This is a genomic window from Nonomuraea fuscirosea (assembly GCF_003001935.1).
In the GTDB taxonomy this organism is placed as follows: domain Bacteria; phylum Actinomycetota; class Actinomycetes; order Streptosporangiales; family Streptosporangiaceae; genus Nonomuraea; species Nonomuraea fuscirosea.
The window spans coordinates 463210-478580 of record NZ_PVNG01000003.1 but is presented as its reverse complement, the minus strand read 5'-3'; the positions used below and the strand labels follow the sequence as shown (position 1 = coordinate 478580).

The following is a 15371-nucleotide window of genomic DNA, read 5'->3' as shown; positions in this document are numbered from 1 at the left end:
CGCAAGGCCAGCGGTCCGGCCGGTGCCACCTTCCGCAAGGCCGGCGGCGTCCGTCGTCCCGCTCATGACACCGGCACCGGCTCGGCGTACGGCGCCTCCAGGCTCAGTCCCTCGCGCGCGTAGCGGTCGCGGATGGCGGCCAGCCGGCCGGCCGCGTCATCCACCCCCCGCTCGTGCGCCTCGGCCAGCGCCTCGGCGACGAGCAGGCAGCGGTGTTCGCCGAAGCTCAGCAGGCGTCCGGGGACCCGGGGCTCGACGGCGAAGGAGACCCCGAACGCCAGCGGCAGCGCCAGCCTCGGGTAGTCGTCGCGCAGGACGGCGCGTGCCTCCGCGCACATCTCCAGCAGGGTCGTCCGGTGGCGCGACCACGCCTCCGCGCTCAGGAAGAGCACTCCGGCGTCGCGCCGGTGGTAGGCGGCCGGGTGGTTGGCCATCTTGAACTGGAAGGGGAGCTCCAGCGCATTGAGCGTCGAGGTGACCGTCTTCATCAGGACGGGGGCGCCGAGGTGCCCGTCCAGGCTGAAGTAGACGCGGACCAGGCCGTCCTCGCGTTCGGCCACGCCCTGATCCCCGACCGCCAGGTACCAGCCGAGCATGGCGTACCGCATGCTCGGCGGGAAACGCACCGACACCGGCGCGCCCACCGTCAGCTCACCGTCCGGTCCGGTCGCGACGAGCTCCCCCAGGGTGGCGCTGAGCGTGATGCCCTCCGCGTGCACCAGGAAGCTCTGCCCGTCGCGCCCGGTGATCCGCCAGCCGGGGGTGAGATGTCCGCGTCCGGTGTTGTGCCCGTGCAGCTGCTCGCTGAAGGCGTAGTCCTCGTAGTCGGGGATGGTGGCGACGGCCTTGCCGCCGTCCATGAGGATCCGCGCGGCCGCGTCGTCCCCCGCGTAGTACGACAGATAGATGAGCTTCGCCAGGTAGGTGACGACCGGGTGACCGTCGCCGGCGGCCATGTCGCGGGGCGGCTCCAGGGTTCCGAACCGCGGGTGGGTGAAGGTGGAGGCGTCCTGGATCACCGCTTCCTCCGCTATCTGACGGAAGAAGCGGAGATAGGGGTTGTCCGTCTCGTCCGTCATCGCAGGATCGCCTCCGGAACGGGGTTCTGGATGAGCTGCTTTCCGTAGAGCAGGCAGAGATGGCCGATCCGGCCGAGAGCGCCCAGGAGGTGCAGCCGGCTCGCCGCCTGGACCAGCAGGAGGATGCCCGCGTACCGGAAGATCCGCTCCTCGTGCGCCTGCTCCGGCTCGGCCAGCCGCCGGTAGGCGAGCAGGAAGGCGCGGATGTTCTGCCGCGCCGCGCGGGGTCCGTCCGGGTCGCCGTGGCGGCGCAGGGCCGCGGTGAGGAACTGGCCCACCAGCGTGCCGAGGTCGAAGTACGGGTCGCCGAACCCGGCGGCCTCCCAGTCGATGACGCGGACGGGCGCGGCCGCCCGCGGGTCCCTGGCCAGCAGGACGTTGTCGTCACGCAGGTCGAAGTGGATCAGGCTGTCCGGCCGCCAGCCGGCGTGGATCTCCACGAAGTCCCGCTGGAGCTCCTGCATCGTCCGCAGGTACACGTCGAAGTCGACGCCGCAGCCGTGGGCGAACTCGTACGGCGTGGGGATCGTCGACTTCGGCACCGGCGGACGCAGCAGCCAGTCGGGATACTCGGCGTACGCCTCCTCGATCGGCGTGCGGTGCAGCCCCGCCATCGCCGCGGCCAGATGGACCAGGTACACGGTGTCCACCACGTGGGTCTGCCTGATCACGTCGCTCAGGCGTACGCAGTCCCGCATCACGTCCAGGGCGATGGTCCCGCTCCGGCGGTCGGCGGCGAGCAGGCGCGGCAGCGCGGCCCGGGTCCCGGCCGGCAGATCGAGCCGGTCGATCAGGCTCAGCATCACGTACTCGTAGTCGTGGTCGTGCTCGGTGTCGGTGTCGGGCCACTTCAGGAGCAGGGCGCTTCCGTCGGCGAGTTCGACCATCAGCACGAGCCGGCGCGAGACGCGCTGACTGACCCGGACCACCCGATCCAGATCGATGCCCAGCGCCGTGAAGACCGGGGCGAGCTCCGCGCCGCGGTGGTCGAACTGCTGCGTCCGGCGGGGCGCGCTGCGCCGGCCCGGACGCGGGATGTGGAAACCCAGCGTCCGGGCGCGCAGGAGCTCGTCAGCCCCTGAGTGCGGGACCATCTAGCAGTGCACCCCGGCGGTGACGATGATGCCGGTGAAGCTGCCCTGGATGCCCTCGTCGGGAGACAGCCCGACCTGCTCCTCCAGGAACTGCTGCAGGTCCTCCGGGGAGACCCCGGCCAGTTCGCTGAACGCGGTTTCGGAGGTGTCGAAGTCCGCGGCCGACTCCTCGGCGCGGATCTGCGCGACGATCTCGTCGAGATTGTGCTCGGGCACGATCGCTGTCATGGCTACTCCATGGCTCGGCATCCGCTCGATGCGGAGGAACAGTGAACGGCTCCAGTCTGGCCACGGAGCGCATGCCGAACGCATGGCGTGCGGACCACCCTCGCGAGTGCCCCCGAAAAACACGAAACCGCCACCTACCTGCGATGTCTCCGCAGGTGGATGGCGGTCTGTGATGGTGGAGGTGGCGGGAATCGAACCCGCGTCCTTCAACCCCAAGTCAGGGCTTCTCCGGGCGCAGCCTGCTGTGCTTTTCTCAGCCCCGGCGATCACGCAGGCGAGTCGCCGACGGGCTCAGCCACTGTTTAGTTTCCCGATCTTCCCCGTGGCCGGGTCGAACGGTTGAGCCTTCTAGCGATGCCAGGTCCCGGGCCGAAGGCACTCCCGGGCTGACAGTGGTTTCGCTACTTAGGCAGCGAGCGCCAGGGAGTCCCTGGCAGCCACAGTGCTCTTGGAATTGGCACTTGTTGTTTGCGGTCACAGGATTAACGAGGTTATGTCCGCAGTCCTCGGCCCGCTTCACCTGGCTTGCAAGGCCAAAGTCGAAGCCAGTCACCCCCTGTGCACTTGTCAACACGCCCTGGATCCCGAACTTCCGGAACTCCACGGCGAGCAACACGAATCTACAGGGGACAACGCCCTCAACGCCAACTTAATTCCTCATGGCGAAACCCCCGGGAGCGCGGCACAGAGGCACACGCTCCCGGGGGCCGACCGGCAGGGTCGAGCCGGTCCGGACGGCAGGACTTCCCCCGAGATGAAGTCCTGATCTCATCACGGCGACTGGAACCGCAACCCCCCGAGCGGGCCCAGTCATCAGGTAAGACGCAACCGGGCCCGCGAATGGTTGCTCCGCGTAGCGACTAATTCACGAAGAGCTGCCGAGGCCCGCGAAGAAGCTGCCCGCGACGGCTCCGGCGTTGTAGTTCTTCGCCAGCACCGCGATGGCCACGTCGCCCTGCCAGCCGACGAACCAGGTCTGCTGGTCGCCCGCGTACGCCGTGACGCCGTAGACCTTGCCCTTGCCCGCCTGGGCAGGGGTGCCGACCGCCCCGGCCCGCATCATCGTCGTCAGCGTCGCGCGGATCTTCGGGTCCATCGGGATCGGCGCGGGCTGGGTGGCCGGCACCGGCTCGGCCGCCGGGTCGGCCGTCTTGGGCTCGGTCACCAGCACGGGCGGCCGCCAGGTGCCGGAGGCGACCGTGGCCGCCACCAGGGCCATGCTGAGCGGGCTCACCTGGACGTTCTGGCCCGCGATGGCCTTGGCCTTGTCGGCGTCGCTGGACAGCGCGGGACGGGCGCCGCTGAACGACTTCAGCGGCAGCCGCCAAGGCTGCCCGATGCCGAAGTCCTGGGCGCTGCGGTCGAGGTCGCCGGCCGTGACGCGGCGGGCCAGGGAGGCCAGCGCGGTCACGCAGCCCTTGGCGAAGTGTTCCTGGAACGTGGCCGACGTCGTGACCCCGGTGTTCTGGCCGACGTGCACGAACTTGGCCCCGCCCACCGTGCGCTCCTGCGGGCAGGCCAGCCGCTGCTTGGGGCTGACGCCGGCCTTGAGCAGCGCGTCCGCGGCCACGATGGAGAACGCCGTGCCGGCCGGGAACTTGCCGGCCAGCGCGTCACGCTCCTGGTGCAGGCCCTTGGTGCCGACCGCGAGGATCTCACCGGTGGTGCGCTGCACCGCGACCAGCGCGCTCGTCTCCGTGTCGGCCACCGCCTGCTCGGCCGCCTGCTGCGCGGCCCGGTCGATCGTGGTCTTCACCGAGACGTTCTGGCGGCCGGGCCACTCCTTGAGCTGGGCGACCTCCTTGCCGGTCTTGAGGTCGAGGGTGATGACCTTGGTCTCGGTGGAGCCGGTCAGGTAGTTCTGGTAGGCCTGCTGCAGGCCGCTCTTGCCGACCGAGTCGCCGGCCCGCTGCGGGCCGCCCAGCTTCTGCTCGGTCTCGGGGGTGAGCGCGCTGACGCTGCCCACGATCTGCCGGGGCGGATCGGGGTTGACCGGCTGGTCCTGCGGCTGGACCACGATCCCGGCGATGGCGTCGAGCTTCGCCCGCATCGACTGGTAGCGCGAGCGCCCGAACGTCACCAGCTGCACGAATTTCTCGGGCGGCGACGACCTGACCCGGCTGAGCAGCCGGTCCTGGGCGTAGCCGGTGACCTCGGACAGCCGCGCGACCACCTCTTCCGCCCGGTCGCCCAGCTTGGCCGGGTAGACGCCGGCGACGTAGAGGATGGTGTCGCTCTGCAGCGGGTCGTTCGCCCGGTCGACGACCGGCATGCGCGCGTTGGGCTCGGTGTCGACCGCGAAGCGCTGGCCCTCCTTGAGCTGCGGATGCAGCACGGACGGCGACCAGCGCACCCGCCACATCCCGTCGACCAGGTGCAGCGGCAGCACCCCGTCGTACTCCCACAGGGGGTTGTTCTCGCCGAGGTCGACCTCGGCGTGGAAGTTGGCCTTGGACTCCTCGCCCTCGACGCCCAAGCTGGTGATCTTGAAGCGGAACGAGGCCGCGTCGAGCTCCAGCTTGGTGTCGGCCAGCGCCTTGCGCACTTTCGCCGGGTCGCCGTCGGTGCGGCCGGCGGCCAGCTCGTAGTCCTCGGTCTGCCAGCCCACGAGGAAGTCACGCACCGCGTCGTGCGGCGAGGGCTCCTCGAAGCAGCCGGTCAGTGTGGTGCTCGCGACCGCCAGGGTGACGGTCGCGGCCAGGGTGCGGCGGGCGCGTCTCATCGGTTGCGGTGCCGCCGTCTCATCGGTTGCGGCCGCGCAGGGCCCGGGCCATCTCTCGCTTGGCCTGCTGCTCCGCCAGCGCCTGCCGCTTGTCCCAGTCCTTCTTGCCCCGGGCGATGCCGATCTCGACCTTCGCCCGGCCGTCCTTGAAGTACAGGACCAGCGGCACGATCGTCAGCCCGCCCTCCTTCGTCTTGGCGGCGAGCTTCTCGATCTCCTTGCGGTGCAGCAGCAGCTTGCGCTTGCGGCGCGCCGCGTGGTTGGTCCACGTCCCTTGCGAATATTCGGGGATGTGCACGTTGAGCAGCCACGCTTCGTTCCCGTCGATGCTGGCGTAGCCGTCGACGAGCGAGGCGCGACCCTCGCGGAGCGACTTCACCTCGGTGCCCTGGAGCACGAGACCCGCCTCGAAAGTGTCCTCGACGTGGTAGTCGTGCCGAGCACGTTTGTTCTGGGCGATGACCTTCCGCCCGGTCTCACGTGGCATGGTTCGACTTTACCGGCGACCGGGGCGGGGACGACCCATGTGCACGACTACACCCTCAGGTAGCGCCGCAACGTCACGAACGAGGCCAGGATACAGATCACGACACCGATGATCATGGTGATCGTGATCGTCTGGGCCACGTCGTTCCAGCCCAGCAGGGCCGTGGCGCCGCCGAAGAAGCCGACGATCTGGTCGAACAGGAACACCTTCGCCACGATCAGGATGACCGCCGCGAACACGCCGCCCACCAGGCCGGCGATGACGCCTTCCATGACGAACGGCAGCTGGATGTAGAGGTTGGAGGCGCCGACCAGCCGCATGATGCCGGTCTCCCGGCGCCGGTTGAACGCCGACAGCCGGACCGTGTTGCCGATCAGCAGCGCCGCCGCCAGCACCAGGATGATCGCCACGGTGAGCGCGGCGATGGCCAGTTTGTCGAGCATGCTGAAGAACGGGGCGATCAGCTGTTTCTGGTCCATCACCTGAGCGACACCGGGCTGACCGGTGACCGCCTGGATGACGGACTCGTAGTTGTCCGGATCCTTGAGCGCGATCCGGAACGACTGGGGCAGATCCTCCACCTTGGTGGCGTCCACGAGGGCCTTGTTGGACGAGAACGACTGCTTGAAGTTCTCGTACGCGGTCGTCTCGTTCTCGAAGAACACCTGCTTGACGCCCTGGGTGCCCTTGATGTGCGCTTCGAGCGCCTTGGTCTGCGCGGGCGTGATCGCCTTGCCGTTGCAGGCCGGCATGGCCGTTCCCTTTTTACACAGGAAGACCGACACTTCGACCTTGTCGTTCCAGAAGCCCTTCATCAGCCCGACCTGACTGTTGATCATCAGGCCGACGCCGAGCATCGCCATGCCGACCGCCACGGTGATGATCACCGCGATCGTCATGGTCAGGTTGCGACGGAGGCCGATCCAGACCTCGGAGAAGATGAAATTCGCCCGCATGTCTTGTCTGCAGCTCCCTGTCAGTACGCCTGGCCGTACACGCCACGCGACTGGTCACGGACGATCTTGCCGTCCTCCAGCTCCACGACACGCTTGCGCATGGAGTCGACGATGGCCGCATCGTGCGTGGCCATGACGACCGTGGTGCCAGTCCTGTTGATGCGGTCGAGCACCTTCATGATGCCGATGCTCGTCGCGGGGTCGATGTTGCCCGTGGGCTCGTCGGCCAGCAGGATCATCGGCCGGTTGACGAACGCGCGGGCCATGGCGACGCGCTGCTGCTCGCCGCCGGACAGCTCGTCGGGCATGCGGTGCGCCTTGCCTTCGAGGCCGACCAGCTCGATGACCTCGGGAACCACCTTGCGGATGAACCGCCGGGGCTTACCGATGACCTCGAGCGCGAACGCCACGTTCTCGTAGACGTTCTTGTTCGGGAGCAGCCTGAAGTCCTGGAACACGCAGCCGATGCGGCGGCGCAGGTGCGGCACCTTGAAGTTGGACAGGCGGGCCAGATCCTTGCCGGCGACGTGGATCGCCCCGGAGTTGGGCCGCTCCTCCTTGAGGATCAGGCGCAGGAACGTGGACTTGCCTGATCCCGAGGGACCGACGAGGAACACGAACTCGCCCTTGTCCACGTCGACGGAGACGTGGTCGAGAGCGGGCCGGTTCTGGTTCGCGTAGACCTTGGTGACATTATCGAAATGGATCACGAGAGCATCACGGCATGCCAGTCTAGGGGTCAGGACGGAAGCGAGGGTGGCACATGCCCACTTCCCGCCACCGGCCGATCGGGGGCGTCTCTTTACTGATGATCGACGTTCCGATTGGCCAGACGACAGTCTAGGGGGAAGACTGGCATGGAACGTCCATAACGGAAACAAAACGATTGTGCGGCTAGACTTGGGGCTGACATGAGTTGCCAACACCTCGTATGCGCGCAGTGCGCCCACCCCGTGATCGAGGGCCGCTGCCCCCTGTGCCGCGCCAACAGGGAGCGGATGCACAACCACGGCTTCGCCGGGCTGTCACCCGCTCTCGTCGTCGGCCTGCTGCTGGTTTTGCTGCTGCTGAGCCTGGTGGCCGAGCACCTAGTCGGTGCCTGACTCCTGCCGCCGCATCCAGCGGATCTCCGACTCGATGAACTCGTCGAGGTCGCCGTCGAGCACGGCTGAGGGGTTGCCGGCCTCGGTGCCCGTCCGCAGGTCCTTCACGATCTGGTACGGGTGCAGCACGTAGTTGCGGATCTGCGTGCCCCACGACGTGGTGGTGGCGCCGCGCAGCTCCGACATCTTCTCCGCCTCCTCCTGCCGCTTGCGCTCCAGCAGCTTGGCCTGCAGCACATTCATCGCGGTGGCCCGGTTCTGCAGCTGGGAGCGCTCGTTCTGGCAGGAGACGACGATGCCGGTCGGCAGGTGCGTGATGCGCACGGCCGAGTCGGTGGTGTTGACGCCCTGGCCGCCGGGGCCGCTGGAGCGGTAGACGTCGACGCGGATCTCGTCCTCGTTGATGTCGATGTGGTCGGTCTGCTCGACCACCGGCACGATGTCGACCCCCGCGAACGACGTCTGGCGCCGCCCCTGGTTGTCGAACGGGCTGATGCGGACCAGCCGGTGGGTGCCGTGCTCGCCGCGCAGCGTGCCGTAGGCGTAAGGCGCCTTGATCGTGAACGTGGCCGACTTGATGCCGGCCTCCTCCGCGTAGGAGGTGTCGTAGACCTCGGTGGCGTAGCCCTTGCGCTCGGCGAAGCGCAGATACATGCGCAGCAGCATCTCCGCCCAGTCGGCCGCGTCGACGCCGCCGGCCTGGGAGTTGATGGTGACGAGCGCCTCGCGGGCGTCGTATTCGCCCGACAGGAGGGTGCGCACCTCAAGGGCGCCGATGTCGGACTTCAGCGTCACGAGCTCCTTGTCGGCCTCGGCCCGCGTGTCGTCGTCGGCCTCCTCGGCCGCGAGCTCGTAGAGGACCGTCAGGTCGTCGAGCCGGCGCGCCACGCCCTCGACCCGGTTGAGCTCGCCCTGGAGGTGGGAGAGCTTGCTCGTCACCCTCTGGGCCTGGTCGGGGTCGTCCCACAGGTCGGGCGCGGCAACCTGCTGCTCCAGCTCAGCGATCTGCTTGCGCATCGCGTCGAGGTCGAGCACGTCCTGGATGCTGCGGACCGTGCCCGCGAGCTCGTTGATCTCTTCTGCCGGATCGATGCCTGCCACGTCTCCCAAGGGTACGCGACCCTCGCGGGCCCGAATAACATGGCGAGGTGCGTGCTTACGGTCGGCGGAAGATGCTGGCGCTCGCCGCCGGCCTGCTCGCCGGGGCGACCGCCTGCAGCGGTGGCGCCCCGCCCGCCCCGACCAAGGCGGCCGAGTCCGGCACGGCCCGGCCTTCGCCCTCGGCGCAGGAGCCGGCCGTCACCCGCGAGGAGGCGGCCGACGCGTTCGCCGAATTCATCGCCACCGACGACCTGCTGCGGGTGAAGAGCGAGCTGCGGGGCAGGCTGCAGCAGGCGAAGGACCTCACGGTCGGCGGCCAGGCCGCGCTCACCGTGGCCGCCTACTCCGCCACCGACTACGCGCCGCCGCGCTACCGGTGGGGCACGCCGACGCTGCTGGTCCCCCGGTTCGCGCCGGGCGAGCGGGCGCCCTGGTTCAGTGCCCTGGTCACCCGCGACGAGCAGCCGACGATCGTGACGTTCGCCAAGTCCGGCGACAACTGGCAGTTCAGCTCGGCCGCGCGGCTGCTGCCCGGCCAGGAGATGCCGCCGGTGGCGCTCGACGCCGACGGCTATGCCACGGCGGTGGCGGCCGACGACAAGTCGGTGACGATCAGCCCGCAGTTCATGGGCCCCGTGCACGCCAGCGTGGCCGAGACGGGCAAGTCGGGGGTCACGGCGGGGCTGCTCGCCCCCGGGCCCTACACGACGGAGGTGGCCGAGCAGATCGCCACCCTGCGCGGCGACGCCAAGTTCAACGAGCTGAGCTACGACTCGATCTTCAGCGCCGACAACTACCCGGTCTACGGGCTGCGGACGGAGAACGGCGGCGCGCTGATCCAGTACTCGCTGTCGCGCACGAGCACGACGAAGAACATGGTCGACAAGTCGTACAAGATCCCGGTGCCGGAGGAGGCCAGCCGCTATCTCACCGGTGGCACCGTCCGGCTGAGCCTCAAACTCACCGAGGTCCACCAGTACGCGACGCTGGTGCCGCCGCTCACCGCTCCGGCCGCCGCCGCCGTGATCGCCCACGACGGCGGTCTGACCGGCGCCGTCGGCCAGTAACACCTTTCAAGCAGCATCCTTCACGCGCTGCCGTGGCCGGCCACCCGCCGTCGTGGGCCGGCCCCCGTCCAGGGAAACGGCCTCTGACCGGTCTGTGGCGCGCCGCCGTGACGGAGCGCACAGTCGGCCCCGTTCCGTGGTCGTTCGACGCCTGGCGGGCCCGTGCAGCGCCGTGTCCTCGCTTCCAGGCCGGCACCGGCGCCTGCTCCCCGGGGAGGCAGGCCGCGGACGCCGGCCCACGACAGCGCGTGAAGAACGGGCTTCTCCCGGACGAGCGGGAGAAGCCCGGAACACCGGAGAACTATGCCTCCGTGTGCGGGAGGTTGCTGGCGGCGACGAGGGTGCGGATGGCGCGGAGGGCGACCGACAGCGTGGCGAGGTCGAAGTTGTCGCTCTCCCAGATCTCCGACAGCGTCTGGCGGGCCCGGGACACCGCCGCCGAGTTGGCGTCCGACCACCGGGCCAGCCGCTCCTCCGGCGGCAGCCCCGGCTTGCTGTGGGCCAGCACGTCCCTGGTCAGCGAGGCGTGCGCGGCGTACAGGTCGTCGCGCAGCGCCGAGCGGGCGATCGAGTTCCACCGGTTGTCGCGGGGCAGCGCGATGATCCGCTCGCGCAGCCGGGCCAGCTGCAGCCGGTCGGCCAGGTCGAAGTAGACCTCGGCCACCTCGCTGACCGGCCGCCCCGTCAGCGACGAGATCTCGACCAGGTCCAGCGTCGAGTACGCGGGCACCATCCCCGCGACCCGCTCGGCCAGTTCCATGGGCACGCCACGGGCCGCGAAGGAGTCGCGGCGATCCTCGTAGGCCGCCAGGTCGGGCCCGGTCAGCAGCTTCGGGATGTGGGCCAGCAGCCCGTTGAAGCCCTTCATGAAGAAGCTGACGGATCCGGCCAGGTCGAGCGGCGGCCGCCGGTTGACCAGCAGCCAGCGGGCGCCGCGCTCGGCCAGCTTGCGCGCCTCCAGCAGCATGGCGATCTGGGTGGCGGTGTCGATCTCGTTGTCCAGCGACTCCACGGCCCGGTAGAAGCTCGGCAGGTCGAAGACCTCCCTGGCGACCAGGTAGGCGCGCACGATGTCGGGCGTCGAGGCGCCGGTCTCCTCGCCGAAGCGGAACGTGAACGTGGTGCCCGCCGAGTTGACCAGCTCGTTCACCACGCAGGTGGTGATGATCTCGCGGCGCAGCGGGTGCTCGTCCATGTACGTGCGGAACCGCTCCCGCAGCGCCGACGGGAAGTACGACACCAGCCACGACGCCAGGTAGGGGTCGTCGGGCAGGTCGGAGCCGAGCAGCTCGGCGTCGGCCACCAGCTTGGTGTAGGCCAGCAGCACGGCGAACTCCGGCGCGGTGAGCCCGAGCCTGGCCTGCCGCCGCTCGGCGAGGGTCTTGTCGGAGGGCAGGAACTCCAGCTCCCGGTTGACCAGCCCGTCGCGTTCGAGCTTGCGCAGGTAGCGGGCGTGGATGTGGAGCATCTCGACGGCCTGCGAGCGGGAGGCGGCCAGGACCACGTTCTGCGCGTAGTTGTCGCGCAGCACCAGGTCGGCGACCTCGTCGGTCATCGAGGTGAAGACCTGGTTGCGCTGCTTGTCGGTCAGCTCGCCGTCGCGGACGACCTGGTCGAGCAGGATCTTGATGTTCACCTCGTGGTCGGAGGTGTCGACGCCGGCGCTGTTGTCGATGAAGTCGGTGTTGACCAGCCCGCCGTTGAGCGCGAACTCGATCCGGGCGAGCTGGGTGAAGCCCAGGTTGCCGCCCTCCCCGATGACCTTGCAGCGCAGGTCGGAGGCGTTGACCCGGAGCCCGTCGTTGGCCTTGTCACCGACGTCGGCGTTGGACTCGGCGGCCGACTTGACGTAGGTGCCGATGCCGCCGTTCCACAGCAGGTCGACCGGAGCCTTCAGGATGGCGCTGATCAGGTCGTTGGGCGCCATGGAGGTGACGCCGGCCGGGATGCCGAGCGCCTCGTGCATCTGCGGCGTGAGGTGGATCGACTTGGCGGTGCGCGGGAAGACGCCGCCGCCGGCCGAGATCAGCTTGGCGTCGTAGTCCTCCCACGAGCTGCGCGGCAGCTCGAACAGCCGCTGCCGCTCGGCGTAGGTGCGGGCGGCGTCCGGCGTGGGGTCGACGAAGATGTGCCGGTGGTCGAACGCGGCCACCAGCCGGATGTGCCGCGACAGCAGCATGCCGTTGCCGAACACGTCGCCCGACATGTCGCCGATCCCGGCCACGGTGAAGTCGGTGCTCTGCACGTCGACGCCCATGGTGCGGAAGTGGTACTTGACCGACTCCCAGGCGCCGCGGGCGGTGATGCCCATGGCCTTGTGGTCGTAGCCGATCGAGCCGCCGGAGGCGAAGGCGTCGCCGAGCCAGAAGCCGTACTCCTTGGCCACGCTGTTGGCGATGTCGGAGAAGGTGGCGGTGCCCTTGTCGGCGGCGACCACGAGGTAGGTGTCGTCGCCGTCGTGCCTGACCACGTCGGGCGGGGGCACGACCTTGCCGTCCACCAGGTTGTCGGTGACGTCGAGCAGCCCGGAGATGAACGTGCGGTAGCAGGCCACGCCCTCGGCGAGCACGTCCTCCCGCGAACCAGACTTTGGCGGACGCTTAACAACAAAGCCGCCCTTGGACCCAGTCGGCACAATAACGGTATTTTTCACCATCTGTGCTTTGACCAGGCCGAGAATCTCCGTCCGGAAATCCTCCATCCGATCCGACCACCGCAACCCGCCGCGGGCGACTTTCCCGAAACGCAGATGCACGCCTTCGACGCGCGGCGAGTACACGAAAATCTCGTACTTCGGCCGCGGCAACGGCAGGACACTAATGGCCCCGGGGTCGAGTTTGAGCGATATGTACGATTTGCGGCGACCATCCACTGTTTGGAAGTAATTGGTGCGCAATGTCGCCTGAATCATCTCCAGGTACGCCCGCAGAATGCGGTCCTCGTCCAGCGAGGCCACCGCGTCCAGCGCCCCGAGGATCTCCTCGTGCAGCGCGTCCACCAGCTCCACCCGCACGTCCTCGCCCCGCCGCGGATCCAGCTTGGCCTCGAACAGCTGCACGAGCAGCCGCGCCAGCCGCACGTTGTCCCTGAGCACCTGCTCCATGTACGGCTGCGAGAACGTGCTCCCGGCCTGGCGCAGGTACTTGGCGTAGGCCCGCAAGATCTCGACCTGCTCCCAGGTCAGCCCGGCGGCCAGGATCAGCGCGTTGAAGTCGTCGGCCTGCACCCGCCCGTGCCACAGCGCGGTGAGCCCGTCCTGGAAGAGGCGCTTGAAGTCGTTCCTGTCGACCTCGTCCGAGGGGGTGTACCGCAGCCCGAAGTCGTAGATCCAGGCGTTCTTGGTGCGCGGGTCGTTGTCCCGGTCGATCTCGTACGGCCGCTCGTCCACGACCTCCACGCCGAGCCGCTGGATCAGCGGCAGCGCCTGGGACAGCGAGATCGGCGAACCGACCTTGTAGACCTTGAGCCGCCGCTCGCCCTCCTCGGCGTCGTACGGCTCGTACAGGTTGATCTCGACCCGTTCGCCGTCACCCTGCTCGACGAGGTGTTCGAGCCGCCGCAGGTCCACCACGGCCACCTTGGGTGGGAAGTCGACCTTGTACCCCTCGGGAAAGGCGGAGGCGTACCGCTTGATGAGCGCGGGCGCCTCCTCCTCGGAGGTCATCTCCCCCAGCGCCGTGGCCAGGTCGTCCTCCCAGGAGCGGGTGATGGCGGCCAGGCGCGCCTCCAGCTCCTCCACGTCCACGCTCGGCCGCGGCAGCGGGGTGCCGCGCTCGCCGCGCACGACCACGTGCAGCCGGGCCAGCACGGACTCGCCGATCATCGCGCTGTAGTCGAGCGACCTGCCGCCCAGCGCCTTGAGCAGCACCTCCTCCATCTTCAGCCGGACCTTGGTGGTGTAGCGGTCGCGCGGCAGGTAGATGAGGCAGGAGATGTAGCGGCCGTAGTCGTCGCGCCGCAGGAACAGCTTGACCTGCTTGCGCTCGCGCAGCCGCAGCACGCCCATCGCGATGGGCAGGAGCTGGTCGACCGAGGTCTGGAAGAGCTCGTCGCGCGGGAACGTCTCGAGGATCTCGATCAGGTCCTTGCCGTCGTGGCTGTCGGCGGTCAGCCCGGCCGCTTCGAGCACGTCGCCCAGCTTGCGCCGCAGCACGGGGATCCTGGAGATCGACTCGCTGTAGGCCACGTGGGTGAACAGGCCGAGGAAGCGCCGCTCCCCGATCACCTCGCCGTCGGGGGAGAACAGCTTGACCCCGATGTAGTCGAGGTAGGTGGCGCGGTGCACGGTGGCCCTGGAGTTGGCCTTGGTGATGATCATGAGCTGCTTCTCGCGCGCCTTGGCCCGCACCTCGGCGGGCAGCGCGGCGAAGCTGTCGGAACCGGCCCTGTCGTCGCGCAGGATGCCCAGCGCCGCCCCCGGCAGCGCCCGCAGCGTCTCGCCCTCGTCGGTGTGCTCCAGGCGGTACTCGCGGTAGCCGAGGAACGTGAAGTGCCCGTCGGCGAGCCAGCGCAGCAGGTCGAGGCTGTCCTCCACCTCCGCGGGCTCCAGCGGCGGCGGGTTCATGCTCAGGTCCTCGGCGGTCTGCACCGCCAGCGCCCGCATCTTCCTGAAGTCCTCGACCGCGTGGCGCACGTCGGTGAGCACCCGCTGCAGGTCGCCCTCGACCCGCTTGAGCGCCTCGGGGTCGGACTGGCGGTCGATCTCGATGTGGATCCACGACTCGACCAGCATCTGGCCGGTCACGTCCTCCTGGCCGCGGCCGAGCATCCGTCCCGTCATGTCGCGGCGCACCCGCATCTGCGGATGGACCACCAGATAGGTGCCCAGGCCGTGCCGGTCGAGCTCCATCGTCACCGAGTCCACCAGGAACGGCATGTCGTCGGTGACCACCTCCACCACGGAGCGGCCGGGGTCCCAGCCGTGCTCGTCGATCGTGGGGGTGTAGGCCCGCACCACGGCCCTGCCCTGGGGGCGGAGCTCGGCCAGCCGGCGCTGGGACATCGCGGGGCCGTACACGTCAACGGGGTTGCGGTCGAGCAGGTCCTCCGGCGCGACATGCCGGTAGTAGAACCGGAGGAAGGACAGAGCCTCCTCGGCGCTCAGATGCTCGCTGCCCACCGCGCAACTCTCTGCGGCTCTCTGGAGCAGCTCGTCCTTGGCCTCGTCGAGCGGCATTTCGCTCTCACTCCTTTGTGAGGGTTCGCCATGGCTGTTCATAGCCAGGCCCTTGGTTCCCACAGCAGCGGGAAGTAGTGCGGGCGTGTGCTACCACGCTGGGTGAGGGCGGTCGGACCAGCATCCCACGGCGCGGGCTCGGAGAGCCTGCGGCGCCGCTGGGCGAGGGGCCGGGGATGGGGCCGAGACCGATGCCGGGGCCGGAACATGCGAAAACGGCCGCTGTACGACAGCCGGCCGCCTTCATCACCGGACCGCCGACGCGGGGGAACGGGCGCATCGCCTTCGATGCCCACCGAACACCTCCCCCTGACCGCCTGGCCGCGGGGCCGGGCGCAACGCCTCGCCGTACCGATAC

11 protein-coding genes and 1 other RNA gene are annotated in these 15371 nt (G+C 69.1%); 2 read left to right on the top strand and 10 right to left on the bottom strand.

Annotated elements, in window-relative coordinates:
• Positions 1–62: 62 nt before the first annotated feature.
• From B0I32_RS09220 to ftsE, 8 genes are all read right to left on the bottom strand, one after another.
• Complete coding sequence (locus B0I32_RS09220) at positions 63–1079, bottom strand: T3SS effector HopA1 family protein (RefSeq protein ID WP_106236741.1); 1017 nt, start codon at positions 1077–1079, stop codon at positions 63–65.
• The gene (locus B0I32_RS09215; RefSeq protein ID WP_106236740.1) at positions 1076–2173 is read right to left on the bottom strand and encodes a phosphotransferase family protein; all 1098 of its coding nucleotides are present in this window, start codon (positions 2171–2173) and stop codon (positions 1076–1078) included. The genes B0I32_RS09220 and B0I32_RS09215 overlap by 4 nt, the downstream gene beginning before the upstream one ends.
• A complete protein-coding gene (tvaA, locus tag B0I32_RS09210; protein ID WP_181307181.1) occupies positions 2174–2401 on the bottom strand; it encodes a thioviridamide family RiPP peptide in 228 nt (75 codons plus the stop codon).
• A gap of 173 nt (positions 2402–2574) precedes the next feature.
• Positions 2575–2958: a transfer-messenger RNA gene (gene ssrA / locus B0I32_RS09205) on the bottom strand.
• 308 nt (positions 2959–3266) lie between these two features.
• Positions 3267–5123: a penicillin-binding transpeptidase domain-containing protein gene (locus B0I32_RS09200; RefSeq protein WP_106236736.1), complete on the bottom strand. Its 1857-nt coding sequence runs from the start codon at positions 5121–5123 to the stop codon at positions 3267–3269.
• 19 nt (positions 5124–5142) lie between these two features.
• A complete protein-coding gene (smpB, locus tag B0I32_RS09195; RefSeq protein ID WP_106236735.1) occupies positions 5143–5610 on the bottom strand; it encodes an SsrA-binding protein SmpB in 468 nt (155 codons plus the stop codon).
• Positions 5611–5657: 47 nt separating this feature from the next.
• Positions 5658–6566: a permease-like cell division protein FtsX gene (ftsX, locus tag B0I32_RS09190; RefSeq protein ID WP_106236733.1), complete on the bottom strand. Its 909-nt coding sequence runs from the start codon at positions 6564–6566 to the stop codon at positions 5658–5660.
• Between the two features lie 20 nt (positions 6567–6586).
• Positions 6587–7276 (bottom strand): cell division ATP-binding protein FtsE, encoded by a 690-nt coding sequence (gene ftsE, locus B0I32_RS09185; protein ID WP_091079803.1) that lies wholly within the window; start codon positions 7274–7276, stop codon positions 6587–6589.
• Positions 7277–7477: 201 nt separating this feature from the next.
• On the opposite strand from ftsE, the gene B0I32_RS09180 reads away from it, so the two are divergent.
• On the top strand, positions 7478–7669 hold the full coding sequence (locus B0I32_RS09180) for a hypothetical protein (RefSeq protein ID WP_106236732.1): 192 nt from the start codon (positions 7478–7480) through the stop codon (positions 7667–7669).
• On the opposite strand, the gene prfB is transcribed toward B0I32_RS09180, so the two are convergent.
• A complete protein-coding gene (prfB, locus tag B0I32_RS09175; protein ID WP_106236730.1) occupies positions 7655–8770 on the bottom strand; it encodes a peptide chain release factor 2 in 1116 nt (371 codons plus the stop codon). The genes B0I32_RS09180 and prfB overlap by 15 nt on opposite strands.
• Positions 8771–8817: 47 nt before the next feature.
• Between prfB and B0I32_RS09170 the strand changes: the two genes are divergently transcribed.
• Complete coding sequence (locus B0I32_RS09170; protein WP_146178095.1) at positions 8818–9837, top strand: DUF8094 domain-containing protein; 1020 nt, start codon at positions 8818–8820, stop codon at positions 9835–9837.
• Positions 9838–10138: 301 nt separating this feature from the next.
• On the opposite strand, the gene B0I32_RS09165 is transcribed toward B0I32_RS09170, so the two are convergent.
• Positions 10139–15013 (bottom strand): NAD-glutamate dehydrogenase, encoded by a 4875-nt coding sequence (locus B0I32_RS09165; RefSeq protein ID WP_106236727.1) that lies wholly within the window; start codon positions 15011–15013, stop codon positions 10139–10141.
• Positions 15014–15371 lie beyond the last annotated feature (358 nt).